The sequence below is a fragment of the Sphingobacterium sp. UBA3519 genome, assembly GCF_002377215.1.
GTDB classification, from domain to species: domain Bacteria; phylum Bacteroidota; class Bacteroidia; order Sphingobacteriales; family Sphingobacteriaceae; genus Sphingobacterium; species Sphingobacterium multivorum.
The window spans coordinates 70,036-86,853 of sequence record NZ_DFPI01000025.1; the positions used below are offsets into that span (position 1 = coordinate 70,036).

The following is a 16,818-nucleotide window of genomic DNA, read 5'->3' on the forward strand; positions in this document are numbered from 1 at the left end:
TTCTAGTTCATAAAGGTAAGTCCACAGGCAAGCCCTCCTGCTAGCATTGCTCCAATTCCACCCAACAATACTTTAAGCCAGGGATTGACATTGAATTTTGAATCTTTATTGCCCGCTTTAATAATCGAGCCGATGATAATAACCAAAAGTGCAATCCCAATTACAATAGCACCTAAAGTAAGTAGAAAAAGTCCCAACATCGCGGTACTTTCCGAACCAAATGACCCTTCAAGCAAATACATAATTTCTATTTTTTGATTAAACGTTCATTTTTTAATAAATAAATATAATAAATTATCACCACGATGCAGGTAATTTGTATGGTACTTAGCTCCAAAAGTATAATTGCCCGGGGCTTGATAAAGTCCAGCAGGAAACGAAAACTAAAATAACTAAGCATAAAAAGTTGAAACAACACACCATTTCGATAATTGTATCGTCGTTTAAAAAGTTGGAGTCCTACAAATAAGAGCAGTAAAAATGCGATTTCATACAGCGCTACCGGATGCCGTTTATAGGCATCACCGAGGTACATTCCCAAGGGAGAGCTTGTGGGCAAACCATAAGTCTGTTCGAACACCCCCGTGTAAAAACATCCTATCCGACCAATGGCAATTGCGGTAATTAAAGGAAAGACCATCCTATCCCCGGTACTCTCTTTTTTGCCCATGATCTTCTTCATCCCTTCTACGGCAACCAAACCTCCGGCCAAACCACCGATTATTGTATTATTTACCCAGATGTAGGCCCATTTATGTGTCGCATTGAGCAATTCAGCCGGACGCTCGAGGGAACCGATAAGATGCGAGCCGATTAAAGCGCCTAGACCTGCTGCGATCACAATAAGCAGTGAATTGCTATGCCCTAAACTTTCCTCATCCTTCCATTTGAGCAGTTGATAATACCGCATACCTATAAACATCCCCAAGCCTTCCATAAAAGGATGTAATAGAAATGTTTTTCCAAACAACGCTATCGTAACCGGAAATTCAATCGTCATAAGCATAAACAAGTATACGAAAGACGATCTAGAAAGTCATAAACAAAAGTTGCAGAGCACACGGTATAACAGTTAAAACGAAAAAGCCAGCCCAAGAAATGGACTGGCTTAGAAATAATTATTTTGCGACAGCAATTATAGCTGATTGTTGTATACAAAGCGTATTTCTTCACGGAGGTTATAACGCGAGGCCATCACTTCGCCATAAGCACCTGCAGAACGAATGGCAATTAAGTCGCCGCGTTTTGAAACCGGAAGTGGCACTTCTTTTCCAAAGCAATCCGAAGATTCACAGATTGGCCCAACCACATCGTAGTTAATGGATTCGGCGCTGTCTGTCGCACTGATATTCTCAATTTTATGGTAGGCCTGATACAAGGCTGGGCGCATTAATTCAGTCATTCCGGCATCCAATACCAAGAAATTTTTTTTGACACCATTTTTGACATACAACACGCGGCTTACCAAGCTTCCGCATTGCGCGACCAAAGCCCGTCCCAATTCAAAGTGCACTTCTTGCTGTGCTGTACGCTCCAGGAAGCGGTCGAAAATATCAAAATAGGCTTCAAAATCAGGAATTGTATTTCCATCCGGATTTTTATAATCAATCCCCAATCCGCCACCGACATTCAATACACGGATTTGTGTACCGCGTTCTTCAAACCAGTTTTTCCATTCATTGACCTTTACGCAAAGGCTTTTGAATACGGTCATATCCGTAATCTGTGAACCGACGTGAAAATGAAGGCCTACCAATTCAATAGACTCACATTTTTTAAGCACGGCTGCACACTTTTCCAAATCGGCATTGGGCACACCAAATTTGTTTTCGTCAAGCCCTGTTGTAATATAATGGTGGGTATGTGCATCCACATTTGGATTGATCCGTAAAGCCACATTTGCTTTTACACCTTTCTTTGCGGCAAGCTCATTGATGACTTCAAGCTCCTGAATAGATTCAACATTAAACGCGAAGATATTTTGATCGAGCGCGTAATTGATTTCCTTATCGGATTTACCAACTCCTGCAAAAGTAACTTTTTTGGAATCAAAGCCACATTCAATGGCTTTCTTCACCTCATTGCCGCTCACACAATCCGCACCAAAGCCGACCGCTTGAATCGCCTTCAATAACTCGTCATTAAAATTGGCCTTTAATGCATAATGAACATGAAATCCCCGTTTGTGCGAAGCAGCATGCGCAGCCTCCAGGGTCTTGTTTAACACATGCAGATCATAATAATAAAACGGCGTTTCTTTCTCTGCAAACTTCGCCGCGATACCTGTATTTATCATATAAAAACCTAATTCTTAAAATAAACGATTGTGCAATGAACGTAATGCTTCAGTTTTATGATCTGAATTCAATAGAATTGACACGTTAAAGTCTGAACCACCATACGAAATCATACGAACTGGAAGGTGTTTTACAGCATCAAGTACGCGAGCGGCATAGCCATGGCTATTCAAACCAAAATCCCCTACAACGCATACAATGGTCTGATCACCATCAACTGTTACTGAACCAAAATCTTCCACTTCTTTGATAATATCCGCCAAATTTGTGGTATCATCAATCGTCAAAGACACCGCCACTTCCGAAGTTGTGATCATATCGATTGGTGTTTTATAACGCTCGAATATTTCAAAGACACGGCGCAGGAAACCGTAGGCAAGTAGCATTCTCGACGAATGGATATGAATTGCTGTGATACCGTCTTTCGCTGCTATAGCACGAATACAACCTTTCTGCGCACCGTCTTTACTGATCAATGTCCCTTTTGCATTGGGTTCCATCGTATTCAACAACCGAACTGGAACGTTATATTTTTGCGCTGGGAACACCGATTGTGGATGTAAGATTTTAGCACCAAAATAAGCCAGCTCCGCAGCTTCATCAAAGCTTAGATGTGCAATCGGTGTGGTTCCTTTGACAACACGGGGATCATTGTTGTGCATCCCGTCGATGTCAGTCCAGATCTGAACTTCCTCGGCACGGATTGCTGCCCCGATCAAGGAAGCCGTATAATCTGAACCTCCACGGCGCAAATTATCAATTTCACCAAAAGAATTACGGCAAATAAAACCTTGCGTGATAAATAGGGTATTTTCTGGACTCTGGGCCAAAATATGGCTTAGCTTTTCGCCAATGTAATCAACCATAGGCTCATTGTCTTCATCAATTTTCATAAAGTCCAGGGCTGGCAACAGCACGGATTTTACGCCAATTTCATTCAGGTAAAAATGCCATAAAGCGGTAGACATCAATTCGCCCTGTGCTAAAATAACTTTCTCCTCGATGGGTGTAAACAATTCGTTGGCCAAGGTAGAAATCAGATTAAAATGGTAATCGATCAATTCTTTACCATTTTTATATCCCTGTTCAGTACTGAAAAGTTCTTTAATAAGGTCTTCGTACTTATCCTTATGCTTCTTGACCAACTCTTTAGCTTCGTCCTTCTTACCTGCTGTGTAAGCTTGACCGATTTCAACCAAAGCATTTGTCGTTCCAGCAACTGCGGACAACACGACGATCTGACGTTCAGAAGGGTTTACAATATCCAACAACCCTTTGATACGTGCTGCACTCCCCACGGAAGTACCACCAAATTTTAAAACTTTCATACTGAAGTTACAATTATTAAATTTCTGTGTGCCAATATAGGCAATTCATGAATTTATATTAAAAAAAATGCGGCACAAAATCATGAAAGTTTTGTGCCGCATACCTTTATGTTATGCGGAAGAATTACTTCTTCAAGTTTTCGATCAGTAGACCGGCCAATTCTTCGCCGATTCTTTCTTGAGCTTCATTAGTTGCCGCTCCAATATGTGGCGTCAATGAAATTTTCGGATGTTTTAAAATCTCCTCACGTGGAGTAGGTTCGTTGTCGAATACATCTAAACCAGCAAATGCTACCTTGCCCGAATCCAATGCTTTCACCAATTCCAACTCATCAATAACGCCACCTCTAGAAGCATTGACTAAGCCTACACCATCTTTCAATAATGGGAACTCTGCAGCTCCAATCGCTGGTTTATCCAAAAATGGAACGTGTAAAGAGATAAAATCTGAAACTTTCAATAAGTTGTCCATCTCCACTTGTTGAATAGGCACGTCAACCTGGATACCACCTGAAAGTGTTATGGTCAACGCTTTTGGTCCTTCGAACAAATCCGTATAAACCACATCCATTCCTAGACCAATGGCGATTTTGGCAACTTCGCGACCGATACGGCCAAATCCAACGATACCGATCGTCTTACCACGAAGCTCCGTACCGGCACCATAAGCTTTTTTAAGGGCGCCAAATTTTGTGTTGCCCTCAACAGGCATTTTTCTGTTGGCATCGTATAAGAAACGGACACCATTCAATAGGTGAGCAAACACCAGCTCAGCGACGGATAGCGAAGATGCCGCCGGGGTATTGACAACAGCAATGCCTTTTGAACGGGCATATTCTACGTCAATATTATCCATGCCTACTCCACCACGGCCGATAACTTTCAAATTAGGACAGCCATCAATCAGGGCCTGACGCACTTTAGTTGCGCTACGTACCGTGATTGCGTCATAAGCAAGAAGCTTTTCTGGAAGCTCTTCTTGTGGAATATGCGTTGTATCTACACTATGACCGGCATCTTCCAGCATTTTTTTTCCTAGTGGATCGATACCGTCATTCGCTAATATTTTCATCTTTATAATTCGTTTTTAAAGGTATCAGTACCATTCAACTTATCGGAAGATCCAATCCCGTGAATACGATACGACCTTTATAATTCGTAATCTAACTAATTATTTGTTCGTCAACTGTTAAATTCCAGCAACATTCATACGACATTAGGCCGTATGCGTGTCCTCAAATTCTTTCATGGCATCAATCAACGCATTTACGCTGCTTAATGGTAAAGCATTGTAGATTGAAGCTCTAAATCCACCGACAGAACGGTGACCTTTGATGCCAATCAAATTACGTTCTTTCGCCAAAGCCAAAAATTCAGCTTCCAACTCTGGTGTATCCATCACAAAAGTAACATTCATGCGTGAACGGTCTTCTACAGCAGCAGTACCTTTGAATAATGGGTTGCGATCGATTTCATCGTATAAAGCACGTGCTTTGATGATATTCTCTTGTTCCAATACCGAAACACCGCCTTTTGCTTTTAACCAACGAAGGTTTAACATCGAAACAAAAATCGAATATACAGGTGGTGTATTGTACATTGAACCACCGTTGATATGCAATTGATAATCCAACATCGATGGAAGAATACGTCCTGATTTACCTAAGATATCATCTTTAACAATCACGAGTGTAACACCTGCAGGTCCCATATTTTTTTGAGCACCAGCATAAATCAAATCATAGTCAGCAACGTTGATCTCACGTGAAAAAATATCAGAAGACATGTCAACAACCACTGGCAATGCAGTTTCGGGTTTATCAAAAACCTCCGTACCGTAAATGGTATTGTTGGCTGTATAATGAAAATATGCCGCATCTGTTGGGATGGCATATCCCTTAGGGATATAGGAATAATTTTTATCAATCGACGAAGCTACAACATCTACTGTACCGAATTTTTTAGCTTCTTTTAATGCTTTTGTAGCCCATACACCCGTATCCAAATAAGCAGCCTTACCGCCTTCAGGTAAAAGATTCAACGGCGCCATTGCAAATTGCAAACTTGCCCCTCCTTGAAGGAAAAGAATCGAATATCCCTGAGGGACTGCCAATAACTCGCGTACTAATTGTGTGGCTTCATCTATCACTGCTTCAAACTCTTTGGAACGGTGAGAGATCTCTAAAATTGATAAACCGGTGTTGTTAAAATCAATTACAGCTTCTGAGGCTTGTTGAAATACTTCCTTTGGCAGAATACATGGACCTGCTCCAAAATTATGTTTCATTGATGTTATAGTTTGTTTGATTGCTATTTTTTAACCCTAGCTAAGCAATCCGTTGTTTAAAAACCAAAGGTAAAATAAAATTATATATTTTTCAACTAATCTGTTTTTTTATTGAAAATTTATAAAATTCTAAATGATTTCAATAAAAAGATCGCACAACAAACAGCTAATTCAATGCAAAAAACATCAAATAAGCAACACTTTCCATGCCATATCTACCTGATTATCTTGCAAATACTCCTTAGCCTTGAGCTGAAGATGGGTATTACGAGAAGATTGATCACCAATAAAGGCATTTAGCAATTCGTAAATTTCAGGGAGACTCGTTATATCGTCTACCTCCTGTGGCGTGGGTAAACGGTCGATCTGAGCCAACTTCATTTTTTCGTTCTCCGTAAAAACGGTCGATTCCTTTATAAAAAGTGGCAGCTGATTGTAATCCATAAAAAAGCAGAAATTTTATTCAAATTTCTGCTTAATATCTCAGAAAATAAAATTCTTATATTTTTTCAATAATTCGATCTGCAAATTCGCTTGTTTTGACCAAGGTCGCATCATCCATCAAATTGTAAAAATCCACCGTCACCGTCTTAGCCAGTATCGTTTCTCCTAAGGCCTTAACAATTGCCGCTGCAGCTTCGGTCCAGCCGAGGTATTCGAATAGCATAACACCGCTTAAAATAACCGATGAAGGATTCATGGTATTGGTATTTGCAAAGCGAGGTGCAGTACCATGGGTGGCTTCAAAGACAGCGTGCCCGGTTTTAAAATTGATATTAGCACCCGGTGCGATCCCTATACCGCCAACCATTGCTGCCAGCGCATCAGAAATATAATCACCGTTCAGATTCAACGTTGCTACAACAGAAAAATCCCGTGGATTCAGCAGGATCTGCTGTAAAAAATTGTCGGCAATCATATCTTTAATCAAGATTTTACCGGAATCCAAGGCCGCTTTTTGCTCTTGGTTAGCAACCTCAGCACCCTTTTCCTCTTTCGTTCGCTCCCACTGTCCCCACGTATAGGTTTTGTCGGCAAATTCCGTTTCAGCAACCTCATAAGCCCACATCTTAAAAGCCCCCTCCGTAAATTTCATGATATTTCCTTTGTGGACAATCGTCACGGAAGGCAAATTGTGATCAATAGCATGTTCTATCGCTGCACGGACTAATCTTTTGGAGCCCTCTTCAGAAACCAGCTTGACACCGACGCCTGTCGTGGCCGAGAAATTGTAATCAATATCAAGCTCATCATGCAAGAAATCCTGGAATCTGTTGGCTTCAGCTGTTCCTGCCTGAAACTCTATTCCAGCATAAATATCTTCGGTATTTTCGCGAAAAATCACCATATCCACATACTCGGGATGTTTGACTGGCGAAGGTACACCCTCAAACCATTTTGTCGGGCGTTGACATACATAGAGATCCAAATCCTTACGCAACGCAACATTCAACGAACGGATTCCCCCGCCTACTGGCGTGGTGAGCGGCCCTTTGATTCCAACCAGGTACTCTTTTAATACATTCAACGTATCTTTTGGTAGCCATTCGCCTGTTTCGTTGAAAGCTTTCTCACCTGCCAACACCTCCTTCCATGTAATTTTCCGTTGTCCGCCGTACGCTTTCTCCACCGCCTGATCAAAAACACGCACTGCCGCATGCCAGAGGTCAGGACCAATGCCGTCGCCGATAATAAAAGGAATTGTTGGAAAATCTGGAACCTGTAAAGTTCCTTCACTTGACATTGTAATCTTATTTGACATAACCTTCAATTTTAACGGACAATAACTATCCCTTATTAAACATATTTCCGATTTCTTTGCTAATTTTTCTAAAGATTGGTGCAGCTTCAACATCTTCATATTCGTCGATGTGCGCATTTTCCACTCTACTAGGAAACACTAAAACAAGATTTTCGTTTGCATAAATACGATCTAATTTCTTTGCTACTCCATCCAGCGAATCCCGATAGGAAACTTCTCCATTTCTAGCCGACACAAAAATAAACATCGCATCCTCCTCCTTAAACGCTTTAAGGCCCTGTAAATTGTCCCAGTTGTCGTAATGTTTGAATGTGACAGGAACAGAATTTTTCAATTCGACGAGATGTTCTTCAATGGCAGCGGCAGAACGTGTATCAACCACAAAAGTGATGGACAGGGATAATTCCTGGGCAAACTTAACTACCTTTTCCAGCCAGTATTCGAAACCAAATTCCGCCTCGCACATCGGTGGTGCAAAAACGACAATCGACTTATTCGAAATAAAAGGTTTTTTAAAATGACATAACATCACATTAGCCGAGGTTCTATTTAAAATACTTTCCGTTTTCTCCCCGACAAACTTATCCATAAAATTGGCCGCACTTGGCCAGCCTAAAACAATACAATTGGCAGAAACCTCTTTTGCCGAACGTGCAACCCCGCTGGCAATGTTTAAATCTATAGTAGCACTTATATTCACATTTGTTTCACTACCCGAAGCATACCTGACCATATTGTCCAGGTTCTTCCGTGCTTTGGACATGTTTAATTGTGCCTGTTCATTATCTTTCACAACGGACACAATATTGACAGGATAGGAACATTTCTTGCTTTTAATATAGGTTGAAAAATCCAAAATCGGCTCCATATTATCCATATTAGCGATAGAAATCAAGATGTTTTCATCTTTTTCCTTTACCACATCAGTATGTTCTTCGTCCTGTTCGCCATCCAGAACCACTTTACGTGAGGCATTTCCCGTCACCACCGTGGCGACAATGCAGGTCACCAAAATCAGCAGAATCGTACCATTAAGCACATTCTCATCGATAATGCCGTTCTTATGTCCAACCATAATAACGGCCAGTGTTGCCGCAGCATGTGCACTACTTAAACCAAATATTAGGTTACGTTGACCACGGCTGTATTTAAAAACGATCTGTGTCAGCCAGGCGGCCACATATTTTCCGACGATAGCCACAACGGTCAGTGTTCCGGCAATAATAAGGGCCTGCGGCCCTTTCAAGATCACGCTGACATCGACAATCATGCCCACAGATATCAAGAAGAAAGGAATAAAAATCGCATTACCGATAAACTCGATCCGATTCATCAAAGCCGAAGAATGTGGAATCAGTTTATTGAGGGCCAGACCGGCCACGAAAGCCCCAATAATCGGCTCAAGGCCGGCAATTTCTGCCAAAAATGCCGCAAAAAACACAACCGAGAGAACGAAGATATAATTGGACGTCTTCTCACTCCCCAAGCGCTCAAAAAACCATTTCGCGATCCTCGGAATAACACCAAACATGATAAACAGAAAGATAGCAAAGGAAATCGCCAGGGTAATCCAAAATTCATTACCTATATTTCCCTGAGAAACGCCGGTAATTACAGCAAGAATAATCAGCACGGCCGTATCGGTCAGGATTGTTCCACCGATCGTAATCGCAACGGCCTCCATTTTTGAAATACCATAGCTATTGACGATGGGATAAGAAACCAGCGTATGGGTAGCAAACATGCTTGATATCAATAAACTCGGCAAAACATCGTAACCCAATAAAAAGTGACAAACGGGATAGCCAATACTGATCGGCACGATGAATGTCAAGAAGCCAAAGAGCAAGCTCTTATTTTTTGTCTTTTTAAATTCATTCATGTCCAACTCGAGCCCGGCAATAAACATGATATAGAGCAGGCCTATTGTTGAAAAAAGCGTTATGGCCGAGTTTTTTTCCAGCCAATTTAGTCCATGCGGCCCAATAATAACGCCGGATATAATTAATCCTATAATCCCCGGAACCTTAATCGGTCGCAGTACAATCGGTGATAACAGGATAATAAAAAGTACCAGTGAAAATATAAGTACAGGATTTTGTAAAGGTGCTTCAAAGGCGTGGGAAATATGCTCAAAAGTTTTATTCATATGTGCTTGTATACTAGCCGTAAAATATAAATACTTATTTTTCTATACAGCTCGAAAAATAGTTAACAGCATTAAAAATACGATTTTTTAAAGAAAGCGAAGCCTAAAAAGAGTGTTACTTAAAAGAAATGGCTTTAATCGGACTAATTTTGGTAATTAGCATTGACGGAATAAATAAAGAGATCATTCCGATAAACACAACAGCCAAATTGACAAGAATCACATCAGACCATTGAAGTTGAACGGCCACATAGGAGATATAGTAGGTCTTCTCATCCAATTTAAAGAAATGGGTAAAATCCTGAAAAAAGTAAAAACCGAGGCCAATAAGATTACCGATTAACAATCCGAGGCCGATCAGGTACAAGGCACTGTACATGAAGACGCGGCGAATTCCGGCATTGTGATACCCCAACGCCTTTAAAATACCGATCATTGAAGTACGCTCAAGAATGGTGATCAGCAAGGCGGAAATCATATTGATAATAGCCACGACCGTCATCAGTATAAAAATGATTTTGGTGTTCATATCCAGCAGTTCCAGCCATTGAAAAATATCGGGAACCTGATCCTTGATATTAATTGCCTGCATATCGATAGGCAACAGATCTTCAACCTTGTTTGTTGTCCGTTCGAGCTGACTAAAATCTTTGATCCGAATCTCATAGCCTCCTACCTCATGATCATCGAGGTTGCTCAGTTTGCGGATGACATTGAGAGACCCGATTACATAGACCTTATCTAATTCTTCAGAGCCTGTATTAAAAATGCCCTTAATGACAAATTTACGTTTGCGTATAGGATCCTGCACGAAATACATAATAAAATCGTCACCGACTTTTAAGAGCAATCGATCTGCGAGATACTTAGAGACTAAAATTTGATTATCGGCATTATCCGATTTAAAGTCTATCATATTCCCTTCCACCAGCATACGTTGAAACGGCTGCTGATTGTACAATGAATCGATACCCTTGAGAACCACGCCTTCCACTTCATTGTTGACATTGATGATTCCGGCCTTGGTTGCAAAGGAACTGATGGAATTGACTTGAGGAATCGCCAATATGGACTTGCGGACCTCCGGTGCAAGTGATATGGGCGAATTTTCGTAAGACTTATTCAGGTCGTAACGTAAAACCAATACATCGGCAAAAAAACTCCGTTGCTTACTGATAATCTCTCCCTTAAATCCGCGCAATACCGCAATAGATATAATAATCGCTGCAATAGCAAGAGCAATGGCACCAATAGTCACCCGAACGATCAATTTTGAGAACGTTCTTTTTCCAGAAAATGCGATCCGATTTGCTAAAAAATAAGGAAAATTCAAGCTTTCAATATATTTATGTAACTTCGCAAAGTTATAAAAATTTGTTATTTACAAAACTGAAATGACAAATTATTAGGCGTTTTTCAGTAGGCTATTCAACGAGGAGGCCCCTGCACTGGTTTAAAGAGTTTTATAAAAATTTTCAAGTATTATGCGTATTATTTTCATGGGTACTCCCGATTTTGCTGTAGCTTCACTTGAAGCACTGATTCAGTCTGGCGAACAAGTTGTCGCTGTGGTTACTGTACCGGATAAACCTGCAGGACGCGGACAAAAAATACATGAATCTGCGGTGAAAATATTTGCTAAACAACATAACATCCCAGTTCTTCAACCCGTGAAACTTCGCGATGAAGCATTTCTGAATGACCTCAAAAGTTTTCAGGCGGACCTACAGGTTGTGGTGGCATTTCGTATGCTACCTGAGATCGTCTGGAATATGCCTAAATTTGGAACGATCAACGTCCATGCCTCACTCCTTCCACAATACCGGGGTGCAGCACCGATAAATCATGCCATCATCAATGGAGAGAAAGAATCGGGCGTAACGACATTTTTACTACAGCACGAAATCGATACGGGAAACATCTTATTGTCGAAGAAAGTTGCCATCAAAGAAACAGATAACGCCGGTGATCTTCACGATAACCTCATGGTGGCTGGAGCAGAAACGCTCCTTCAAACCATCCAGCAATTGAAGGCCGGAACCTTGCAGCCTAAACCTCAAGACGTCCTTCTCACCACGGAGCCGCTCAAACATGCACCAAAAATTTTCAAAGAAGACTGTAAAATAAACTGGGATCAGCCCACTGCGCAGGTTTATAACTTCATTCGCGGTTTAAGCCCTTATCCAGCGGCATTTACCCTCTTAAATGATAAGGTACTAAAAATCTATCGCACAGAAAAAGAGCTTGCCCATACAGCTACAATACCGGGAACCGTAGAAACTGACAAGAAAAGTTTCTTAAAAATTGCGACACAAGACGGCTATATTGTCATTTCTGACCTTCAACTCGAAGGCAAAAAAAGAATGAATGTAGTCGATTTTTTAAAAGGCTATCGATTTTAACCTTTTTCATCACCACCATCATAATATTGCAGCAGATCACCAGGCTGGCAGTCTAGCGCTTTGCATATCGCTTCAAGAGTATCTAATCGCAATGCCTTCGCCTTTTGATTCTTGATGATTGAAAGATTGGAAAGGGTAATTCCGACGTTGTCACTCAATTGGTTAAGCGACATCTTTTTCTCTTTCATTATTTTATCCAAGTGAATTAAGATTGGCATAATATAATTTTTATTCTTTTAAATTTATTTAATGTCACTAATAAAACAAAAGATCCATCTTTTTGTTTTATCATAAAATTATCATTTTAAAATAAATTTGAGGAATGCATGGTGCATAATAAATCAGCTGCCGACGAGTTAAATTGTTTAGAACAATAAAAAAAATTAAACCTTTTAGCTCTTTAAATATCAAACAGTTGAATATTACAGCAACAGATAAGAGGAAAAAAAATATTAAAATGGAATAGTTTTTGATGATTAAAAATTGAAACTCAAAAAAGCCTAACTCATTAAATATGAGTGGCTAGATAATCAATTTTCCATTAATAATTCAAAAATTTTTCGTATTTTCGCAAACATTTCTTAGAGAGGAGAATTAATTAAAATTAATGAGACAGCTCAAAATTACACAATCTATCACCAATCGTGAGTCACAGTCTTTGGACAAATACTTACACGAAATTGGTAAAGTAGACTTAATTACAGCAGAAGAAGAAGTAGAATTAGCACAGCGTATCCGCGAAGGCGATCAAGTTGCCTTGGAAAAATTGACTAAAACCAACCTTCGTTTCGTAGTATCAGTAGCAAAACAATATCAAAATCAAGGTTTAACCTTAGGTGATTTAATCAATGAAGGTAACCTGGGCTTAATTAAAGCAGCTAAACGTTTTGACGAAACAAAGGGGTTTAAATTCATTTCTTATGCCGTTTGGTGGATTCGCCAATCTATTCTTCAAGCAATTGCTGAACAATCGCGTATCGTACGTCTGCCATTGAATCAAGTTGGTTCATTGAGCAAAATCAGTAAGGCTTTCTCAAAACTAGAACAAGAATACGAACGGGAACCATCTCCAGAAGAATTGGCGGATATCCTTGAAACCACAGTAGACAAGGTTTCGGATACGCTAAGCAACTCTGGCCGTCACGTATCTATGGACGCTCCCTTTGTTCAAGGTGAAGAAAACACACTTTTGGACGTTTTGGAGAACCATGATCCAGACACAGACAGTTCTTTGATTGATGAATCTCTGTCAGAAGAAATCAAACGATCATTGGCAACATTAACAGAAAGAGAACGTGAAATTATCGTGCTTTTCTTTGGCTTAGGTTCCAATCACCAATTGTCGTTAGAGGAAATCGGAGAAAAATTCAATTTAACACGTGAGCGCGTTCGTCAGATCAAAGATAAAGCTCTTCAACGTTTGAGACACACTTCAAGAAGCAAAATCTTAAAATCCTATTTGGGTTAACAAGAGATACTTATTAGACATTTTGGCAATCCCAATCAGAAATGGTTGGGATTTTTTGTTCCTAATTTTTGGCCAATAAAAAAGGGTTGCCTACTACGCAGGCAACCCTTCTATTTTCCAGGACTCCTGTTATTTAGAATCCGGCATCAAAATAAATTCAAAAAGTCGATCTCTTTTCAAATATTTTCCGGCAACATCCTGCACCGACTTCGAAGTTACCTTCTTCAAATTGTCTATTCTACGTGTATATCGTGCAAGATCAAGATCATTCTGATAAGAACTTGATATATAATTCAGCCAATAACCATTTTCACGAAGATTTAACTCATTTTGTCGCTGCTGTTCTGCTAGGAACTTTTCGATATCTCCATTTTCAGGGCCTTTTTCCTGAATCTTTTTTACTTCATCCAAGGCCGAAGTGATTAAAGCATCAGCCTTATCTACTGCCGAACCAAAACCAATGGAAAAAGCATAACGTGCTTTTGGCAGCTTACTGAAACTCGCCCGAGCGCCCACGCCGTAAACTCCACCTTCTTTTTCACGGAGTCTTTCCAACAATTTGATCGTCAACACACTCTCCAAGGCTTCCATATTCACATTTTCAATTTCATTATAGGTATAGTCCCCATAGTAGGCCAATTGCGTACTTGCCTTCTCCTCTTTGCCTTTATGAACAACTACGCGCTCGCCCTTGCTCGGCTCCAGAATATTTAAATCCTTGTAGCTTTCTCCTCTTTTAAGGGCCGGCAATGAAGCCAGGTAGGTTTCTAAATAAGGCTTGATCTGATTCTCGTCAAATGACCCCACAATTGTAAACACAAAATCCGAAGCATCAGCAAATCGTTCTTTGTAAATTGCCAAAGCACGTTCCCGATCAATTTTATTGATCGTTTCTACCGTTGGGTTTTGCCGGCGGACATTGTTGCCATAAAGCACTTCTTTCACTTTATCCGAGAATACATTATTTGGATTGCTCAACCTATTTTCCAAAGATCCTTTTGCCCGGGTCATGGTACTCTGGAAAATATCCTGATCCAATCGAGGCTCGGTAAAATAACCATAAATCAATTCAAAAGCATTCTTCAAGCCTTCTTTATCTGTACTACCTGAAATACCTTCGTAACGTTCGGAGATATACGGAGAGATGGAGACATCTTTTCCTGAAAGATACTTCGTAAGCTCAACGTTGTTCATTTGTCCAACGCCGCTTGCATCAATTAAAGAAGACGCATTGGAGGCTGAGAAGTAGTCTGCATCACTATAGCCTGATGTTCCACCCGGACTATACGCCATAATCTGTATCTCATCATTTTTAAAGTCCGTAGGCTTTAAGATTACTTTCACACCATTGCTTAAGATCAATTCTTTCGCTTGAACGGCGTCAATACTTTTTGACGATACAACAGTGCCTTTTACGGGCTCTTTTGAAAGCAAGGGAAGATTGGAAACTTTATCTTCATATGCTGTCACGGGACTCTCTTCCACTGCCTTTACCCAGCCCATCACGGTAGACTCAGCGGGTAAATTGGCCTTATCCTTTTCTGGCCCCATAACTAAAACATCGCGATTCAGATCGGTATAATATTTTTTCACCAAACCATTCACTTCCGACAGTTTCAAGGTTGGTAACAGCTGTTTTGTCAAACGATAAGCGTTTTCATTACTTAAAGCAGGTTCATCATCAATAAAATAATTGAGATAACGGTTTACATAGCTATCCGACTTCTTTTTATCACGCTCGATAAATGACATCTCGTTACCCTTTTTCATATCGGCGATGGCACGATCCAACTCCGTCTGTGTAAAACCGTATTTTTGAATGCGCTCAAATTCGGTTAACATCGCTTTAAATCCGGATTCCAACTCGCCTGGTTTAGGCACTACCAACAATGAAAAAGTATTAAGGTTAGCTACAAAATCGCTGATACTTCCACCTGCCTGCATAAAAGGAGGGTTCGGTTGTTGCATCAATTCAGAAAAACGCCCCGCGATCATCTGATTGAACACATTCTTCAACAGCTCGTTTCTGTAATCTCCTACCGTGGAAACCTTTTCTTTTTCGCTTTTGATCAAAATCTGTGCAACAGTGTAGGGCAGTTCCGGATCTGAAATAGCCAAGAACTGGTTCTTGTTTAACAGATCGACCCGATATTTTTTACGCTCCAACGCTTTTTTGGGCATTTTCATATCGGAAAACAATACTTTCACCCTTTCTTCCATCTCCTTGGGATCAATATCTCCAACGATGATCAGGGCCTGTAAATCCGGGCGATACCAGTCTTCATGGAATTTGCGTATTTCTGTGTAGGGAAATGTTTTCAGTATCTGTTCAGTTCCGATCGGCAAACGCTTGGAGTAAAGGGAACCATTGAGCAACATCGGAAAGTATTGATCCTGTAAACGCTGCTGTACTCCTCTTCCACCTCGTTTTTCTTCGAGAATAACACCCCGTTCTTTATCAATTTCTTCGCCATCCAACAAAGCGTCCTGAGCCCAATCGCGCATTACCTGCAAACCATTTTTTAAAAGTTCAGGATCGTCAGAAGGAATGGGCAGCTGATAAACGGTCTGATCAAAGCTGGTATAGGCATTGAGGTCCGATCCAAATCGAACCCCCGCTTTCTGCAGGTAGTTAACCAATTCATTCTTTGGAAAGTGCTTCAGGCCATTGAAGTTCATATGTTCTAAAAAATGGGCCAAACCAAGCTGTTTTTCATTTTCTAGAATAGAGCCGGCCTTCATGCCCAAATACATGGTAACACGACCTTTAGGCTCGCTATTTTTACGAATAAAGTATGTAAATCCATTTTTCAGTTTCCCTGTGATGACTTCATTATCGAAGGGTAATTTTTGATTCAGGGCCAAACTATCTTGGGATAGAATCGCGCGCGCTTCCGCAGTTAACGTGGTTGGCATTTTTGCTTCTGCTATATAGAACGTAGCCGGTAATAGAAAAGCTAATGCGAGTGGTTTAATGAATTTCATACAAAAAAATGTCTTTTTTCAGTTATTTTTGCTAATTGTTTTATATTAGGGTAAACGGAACAGGAGATCAATTGTCCCGATAAATCGTAAAATACAGATTAATACTTTTTTCATTATCCAAGGAGGAATCGGGACCCGCT

Annotated in this window: 14 protein-coding genes; 2 read left to right on the plus strand and 12 right to left on the minus strand. The window is 40.4% G+C overall.

The genetic code is table 11. The features are described 5' to 3' along the window. Positions 1–2: 2 nt before the first annotated feature. From B3297_RS15570 to B3297_RS15615, 10 genes are all read right to left on the minus strand, one after another. The gene (locus tag B3297_RS15570) at positions 3–242 is read right to left on the minus strand and encodes a hypothetical protein (protein ID WP_286769728.1); all 240 of its coding nucleotides are present in this window, start codon (positions 240–242) and stop codon (positions 3–5) included. 5 nt (positions 243–247) lie between these two features. Next, positions 248–1,000 carry a prolipoprotein diacylglyceryl transferase gene (locus tag B3297_RS15575; RefSeq protein WP_286769729.1) on the minus strand — a complete coding sequence of 251 codons (753 nt, stop codon included), beginning with the start codon at positions 998–1,000 and terminating at the stop codon, positions 248–250. Between the two features lie 135 nt (positions 1,001–1,135). Continuing rightward, a complete protein-coding gene (gene lysA, locus B3297_RS15580; protein ID WP_286779122.1) occupies positions 1,136–2,296 on the minus strand; it encodes a diaminopimelate decarboxylase in 1,161 nt (386 codons plus the stop codon). 15 nt (positions 2,297–2,311) lie between these two features. Beyond that, a complete protein-coding gene (locus tag B3297_RS15585; protein ID WP_286769731.1) occupies positions 2,312–3,625 on the minus strand; it encodes an aspartate kinase in 1,314 nt (437 codons plus the stop codon). Positions 3,626–3,749: 124 nt separating this feature from the next. After that, entirely contained in the window at positions 3,750–4,697 is a 948-nt protein-coding gene (locus B3297_RS15590; RefSeq protein WP_046675820.1) for a D-2-hydroxyacid dehydrogenase, read from the minus strand. A gap of 144 nt (positions 4,698–4,841) precedes the next feature. Then, positions 4,842–5,912, minus strand: coding sequence for a 3-phosphoserine/phosphohydroxythreonine transaminase (gene serC / locus B3297_RS15595; protein ID WP_070569687.1), 1,071 nt, complete (start codon positions 5,910–5,912; stop codon positions 4,842–4,844). 186 nt (positions 5,913–6,098) lie between these two features. Next, on the minus strand, positions 6,099–6,356 hold the full coding sequence (locus B3297_RS15600) for a hypothetical protein (RefSeq protein WP_286769732.1): 258 nt from the start codon (positions 6,354–6,356) through the stop codon (positions 6,099–6,101). Between the two features lie 55 nt (positions 6,357–6,411). Continuing rightward, on the minus strand, positions 6,412–7,674 hold the full coding sequence (icd, locus tag B3297_RS15605) for an NADP-dependent isocitrate dehydrogenase (protein ID WP_286769733.1): 1,263 nt from the start codon (positions 7,672–7,674) through the stop codon (positions 6,412–6,414). A gap of 25 nt (positions 7,675–7,699) precedes the next feature. Continuing rightward, positions 7,700–9,823, minus strand: a complete 2,124-nt coding sequence (locus tag B3297_RS15610) for a cation:proton antiporter (RefSeq protein WP_286769734.1) — start codon at positions 9,821–9,823, stop codon at positions 7,700–7,702. A 115-nt stretch (positions 9,824–9,938) separates the two neighbouring features. Then, the gene (locus B3297_RS15615) at positions 9,939–11,156 is read right to left on the minus strand and encodes an ABC transporter permease (RefSeq protein ID WP_286769735.1); all 1,218 of its coding nucleotides are present in this window, start codon (positions 11,154–11,156) and stop codon (positions 9,939–9,941) included. A gap of 151 nt (positions 11,157–11,307) precedes the next feature. Here B3297_RS15615 and fmt point away from each other — a divergent pair, with 151 nt between their 5' ends. After that, positions 11,308–12,225, plus strand: coding sequence for a methionyl-tRNA formyltransferase (gene fmt / locus B3297_RS15620; RefSeq protein ID WP_286769736.1), 918 nt, complete (start codon positions 11,308–11,310; stop codon positions 12,223–12,225). Here fmt and B3297_RS15625 read toward each other — a convergent pair. Beyond that, the gene (locus B3297_RS15625) at positions 12,222–12,443 is read right to left on the minus strand and encodes a helix-turn-helix domain-containing protein (RefSeq protein WP_046675813.1); all 222 of its coding nucleotides are present in this window, start codon (positions 12,441–12,443) and stop codon (positions 12,222–12,224) included. The genes fmt and B3297_RS15625 overlap by 4 nt on opposite strands. 389 nt (positions 12,444–12,832) lie before the next feature. Here B3297_RS15625 and B3297_RS15630 point away from each other — a divergent pair, with 389 nt between their 5' ends. After that, on the plus strand, positions 12,833–13,693 hold the full coding sequence (locus tag B3297_RS15630) for a sigma-70 family RNA polymerase sigma factor (protein WP_028068906.1): 861 nt from the start codon (positions 12,833–12,835) through the stop codon (positions 13,691–13,693). A gap of 129 nt (positions 13,694–13,822) precedes the next feature. Here B3297_RS15630 and B3297_RS15635 read toward each other — a convergent pair whose 3' ends face one another. After that, the gene (locus B3297_RS15635; RefSeq protein WP_286769737.1) at positions 13,823–16,678 is read right to left on the minus strand and encodes a M16 family metallopeptidase; all 2,856 of its coding nucleotides are present in this window, start codon (positions 16,676–16,678) and stop codon (positions 13,823–13,825) included. Positions 16,679–16,818 lie beyond the last annotated feature (140 nt).

Excerpts from the sequence above, each read along its gene's own strand:
- B3297_RS15570 (WP_286769728.1), bottom strand. The coding sequence starts at position 242 with ATGTATTTGCTTGAAGGGTCATTTGGTTCGGAAAGTACCGCGATGTTG.
- B3297_RS15575 (WP_286769729.1), bottom strand. The coding sequence starts at position 1,000 with ATGACGATTGAATTTCCGGTTACGATAGCGTTGTTTGGAAAAACATTT.
- lysA (WP_286779122.1), bottom strand. The coding sequence starts at position 2,296 with ATGATAAATACAGGTATCGCGGCGAAGTTTGCAGAGAAAGAAACGCCG.
- B3297_RS15585 (WP_286769731.1), bottom strand. The coding sequence starts at position 3,625 with ATGAAAGTTTTAAAATTTGGTGGTACTTCCGTGGGGAGTGCAGCACGT.
- B3297_RS15590 (WP_046675820.1), bottom strand. The coding sequence starts at position 4,697 with ATGAAAATATTAGCGAATGACGGTATCGATCCACTAGGAAAAAAAATG.
- serC (WP_070569687.1), bottom strand. The coding sequence starts at position 5,912 with ATGAAACATAATTTTGGAGCAGGTCCATGTATTCTGCCAAAGGAAGTA.
- B3297_RS15600 (WP_286769732.1), bottom strand. The coding sequence starts at position 6,356 with ATGGATTACAATCAGCTGCCACTTTTTATAAAGGAATCGACCGTTTTT.
- icd (WP_286769733.1), bottom strand. The coding sequence starts at position 7,674 with ATGTCAAATAAGATTACAATGTCAAGTGAAGGAACTTTACAGGTTCCA.
- B3297_RS15610 (WP_286769734.1), bottom strand. The coding sequence starts at position 9,823 with ATGAATAAAACTTTTGAGCATATTTCCCACGCCTTTGAAGCACCTTTA.
- fmt (WP_286769736.1), top strand. The coding sequence starts at position 11,308 with ATGCGTATTATTTTCATGGGTACTCCCGATTTTGCTGTAGCTTCACTT.
- B3297_RS15625 (WP_046675813.1), bottom strand. The coding sequence starts at position 12,443 with ATGCCAATCTTAATTCACTTGGATAAAATAATGAAAGAGAAAAAGATG.
- B3297_RS15630 (WP_028068906.1), top strand. The coding sequence starts at position 12,833 with ATGAGACAGCTCAAAATTACACAATCTATCACCAATCGTGAGTCACAG.
- B3297_RS15635 (WP_286769737.1), bottom strand. The coding sequence starts at position 16,678 with ATGAAATTCATTAAACCACTCGCATTAGCTTTTCTATTACCGGCTACG.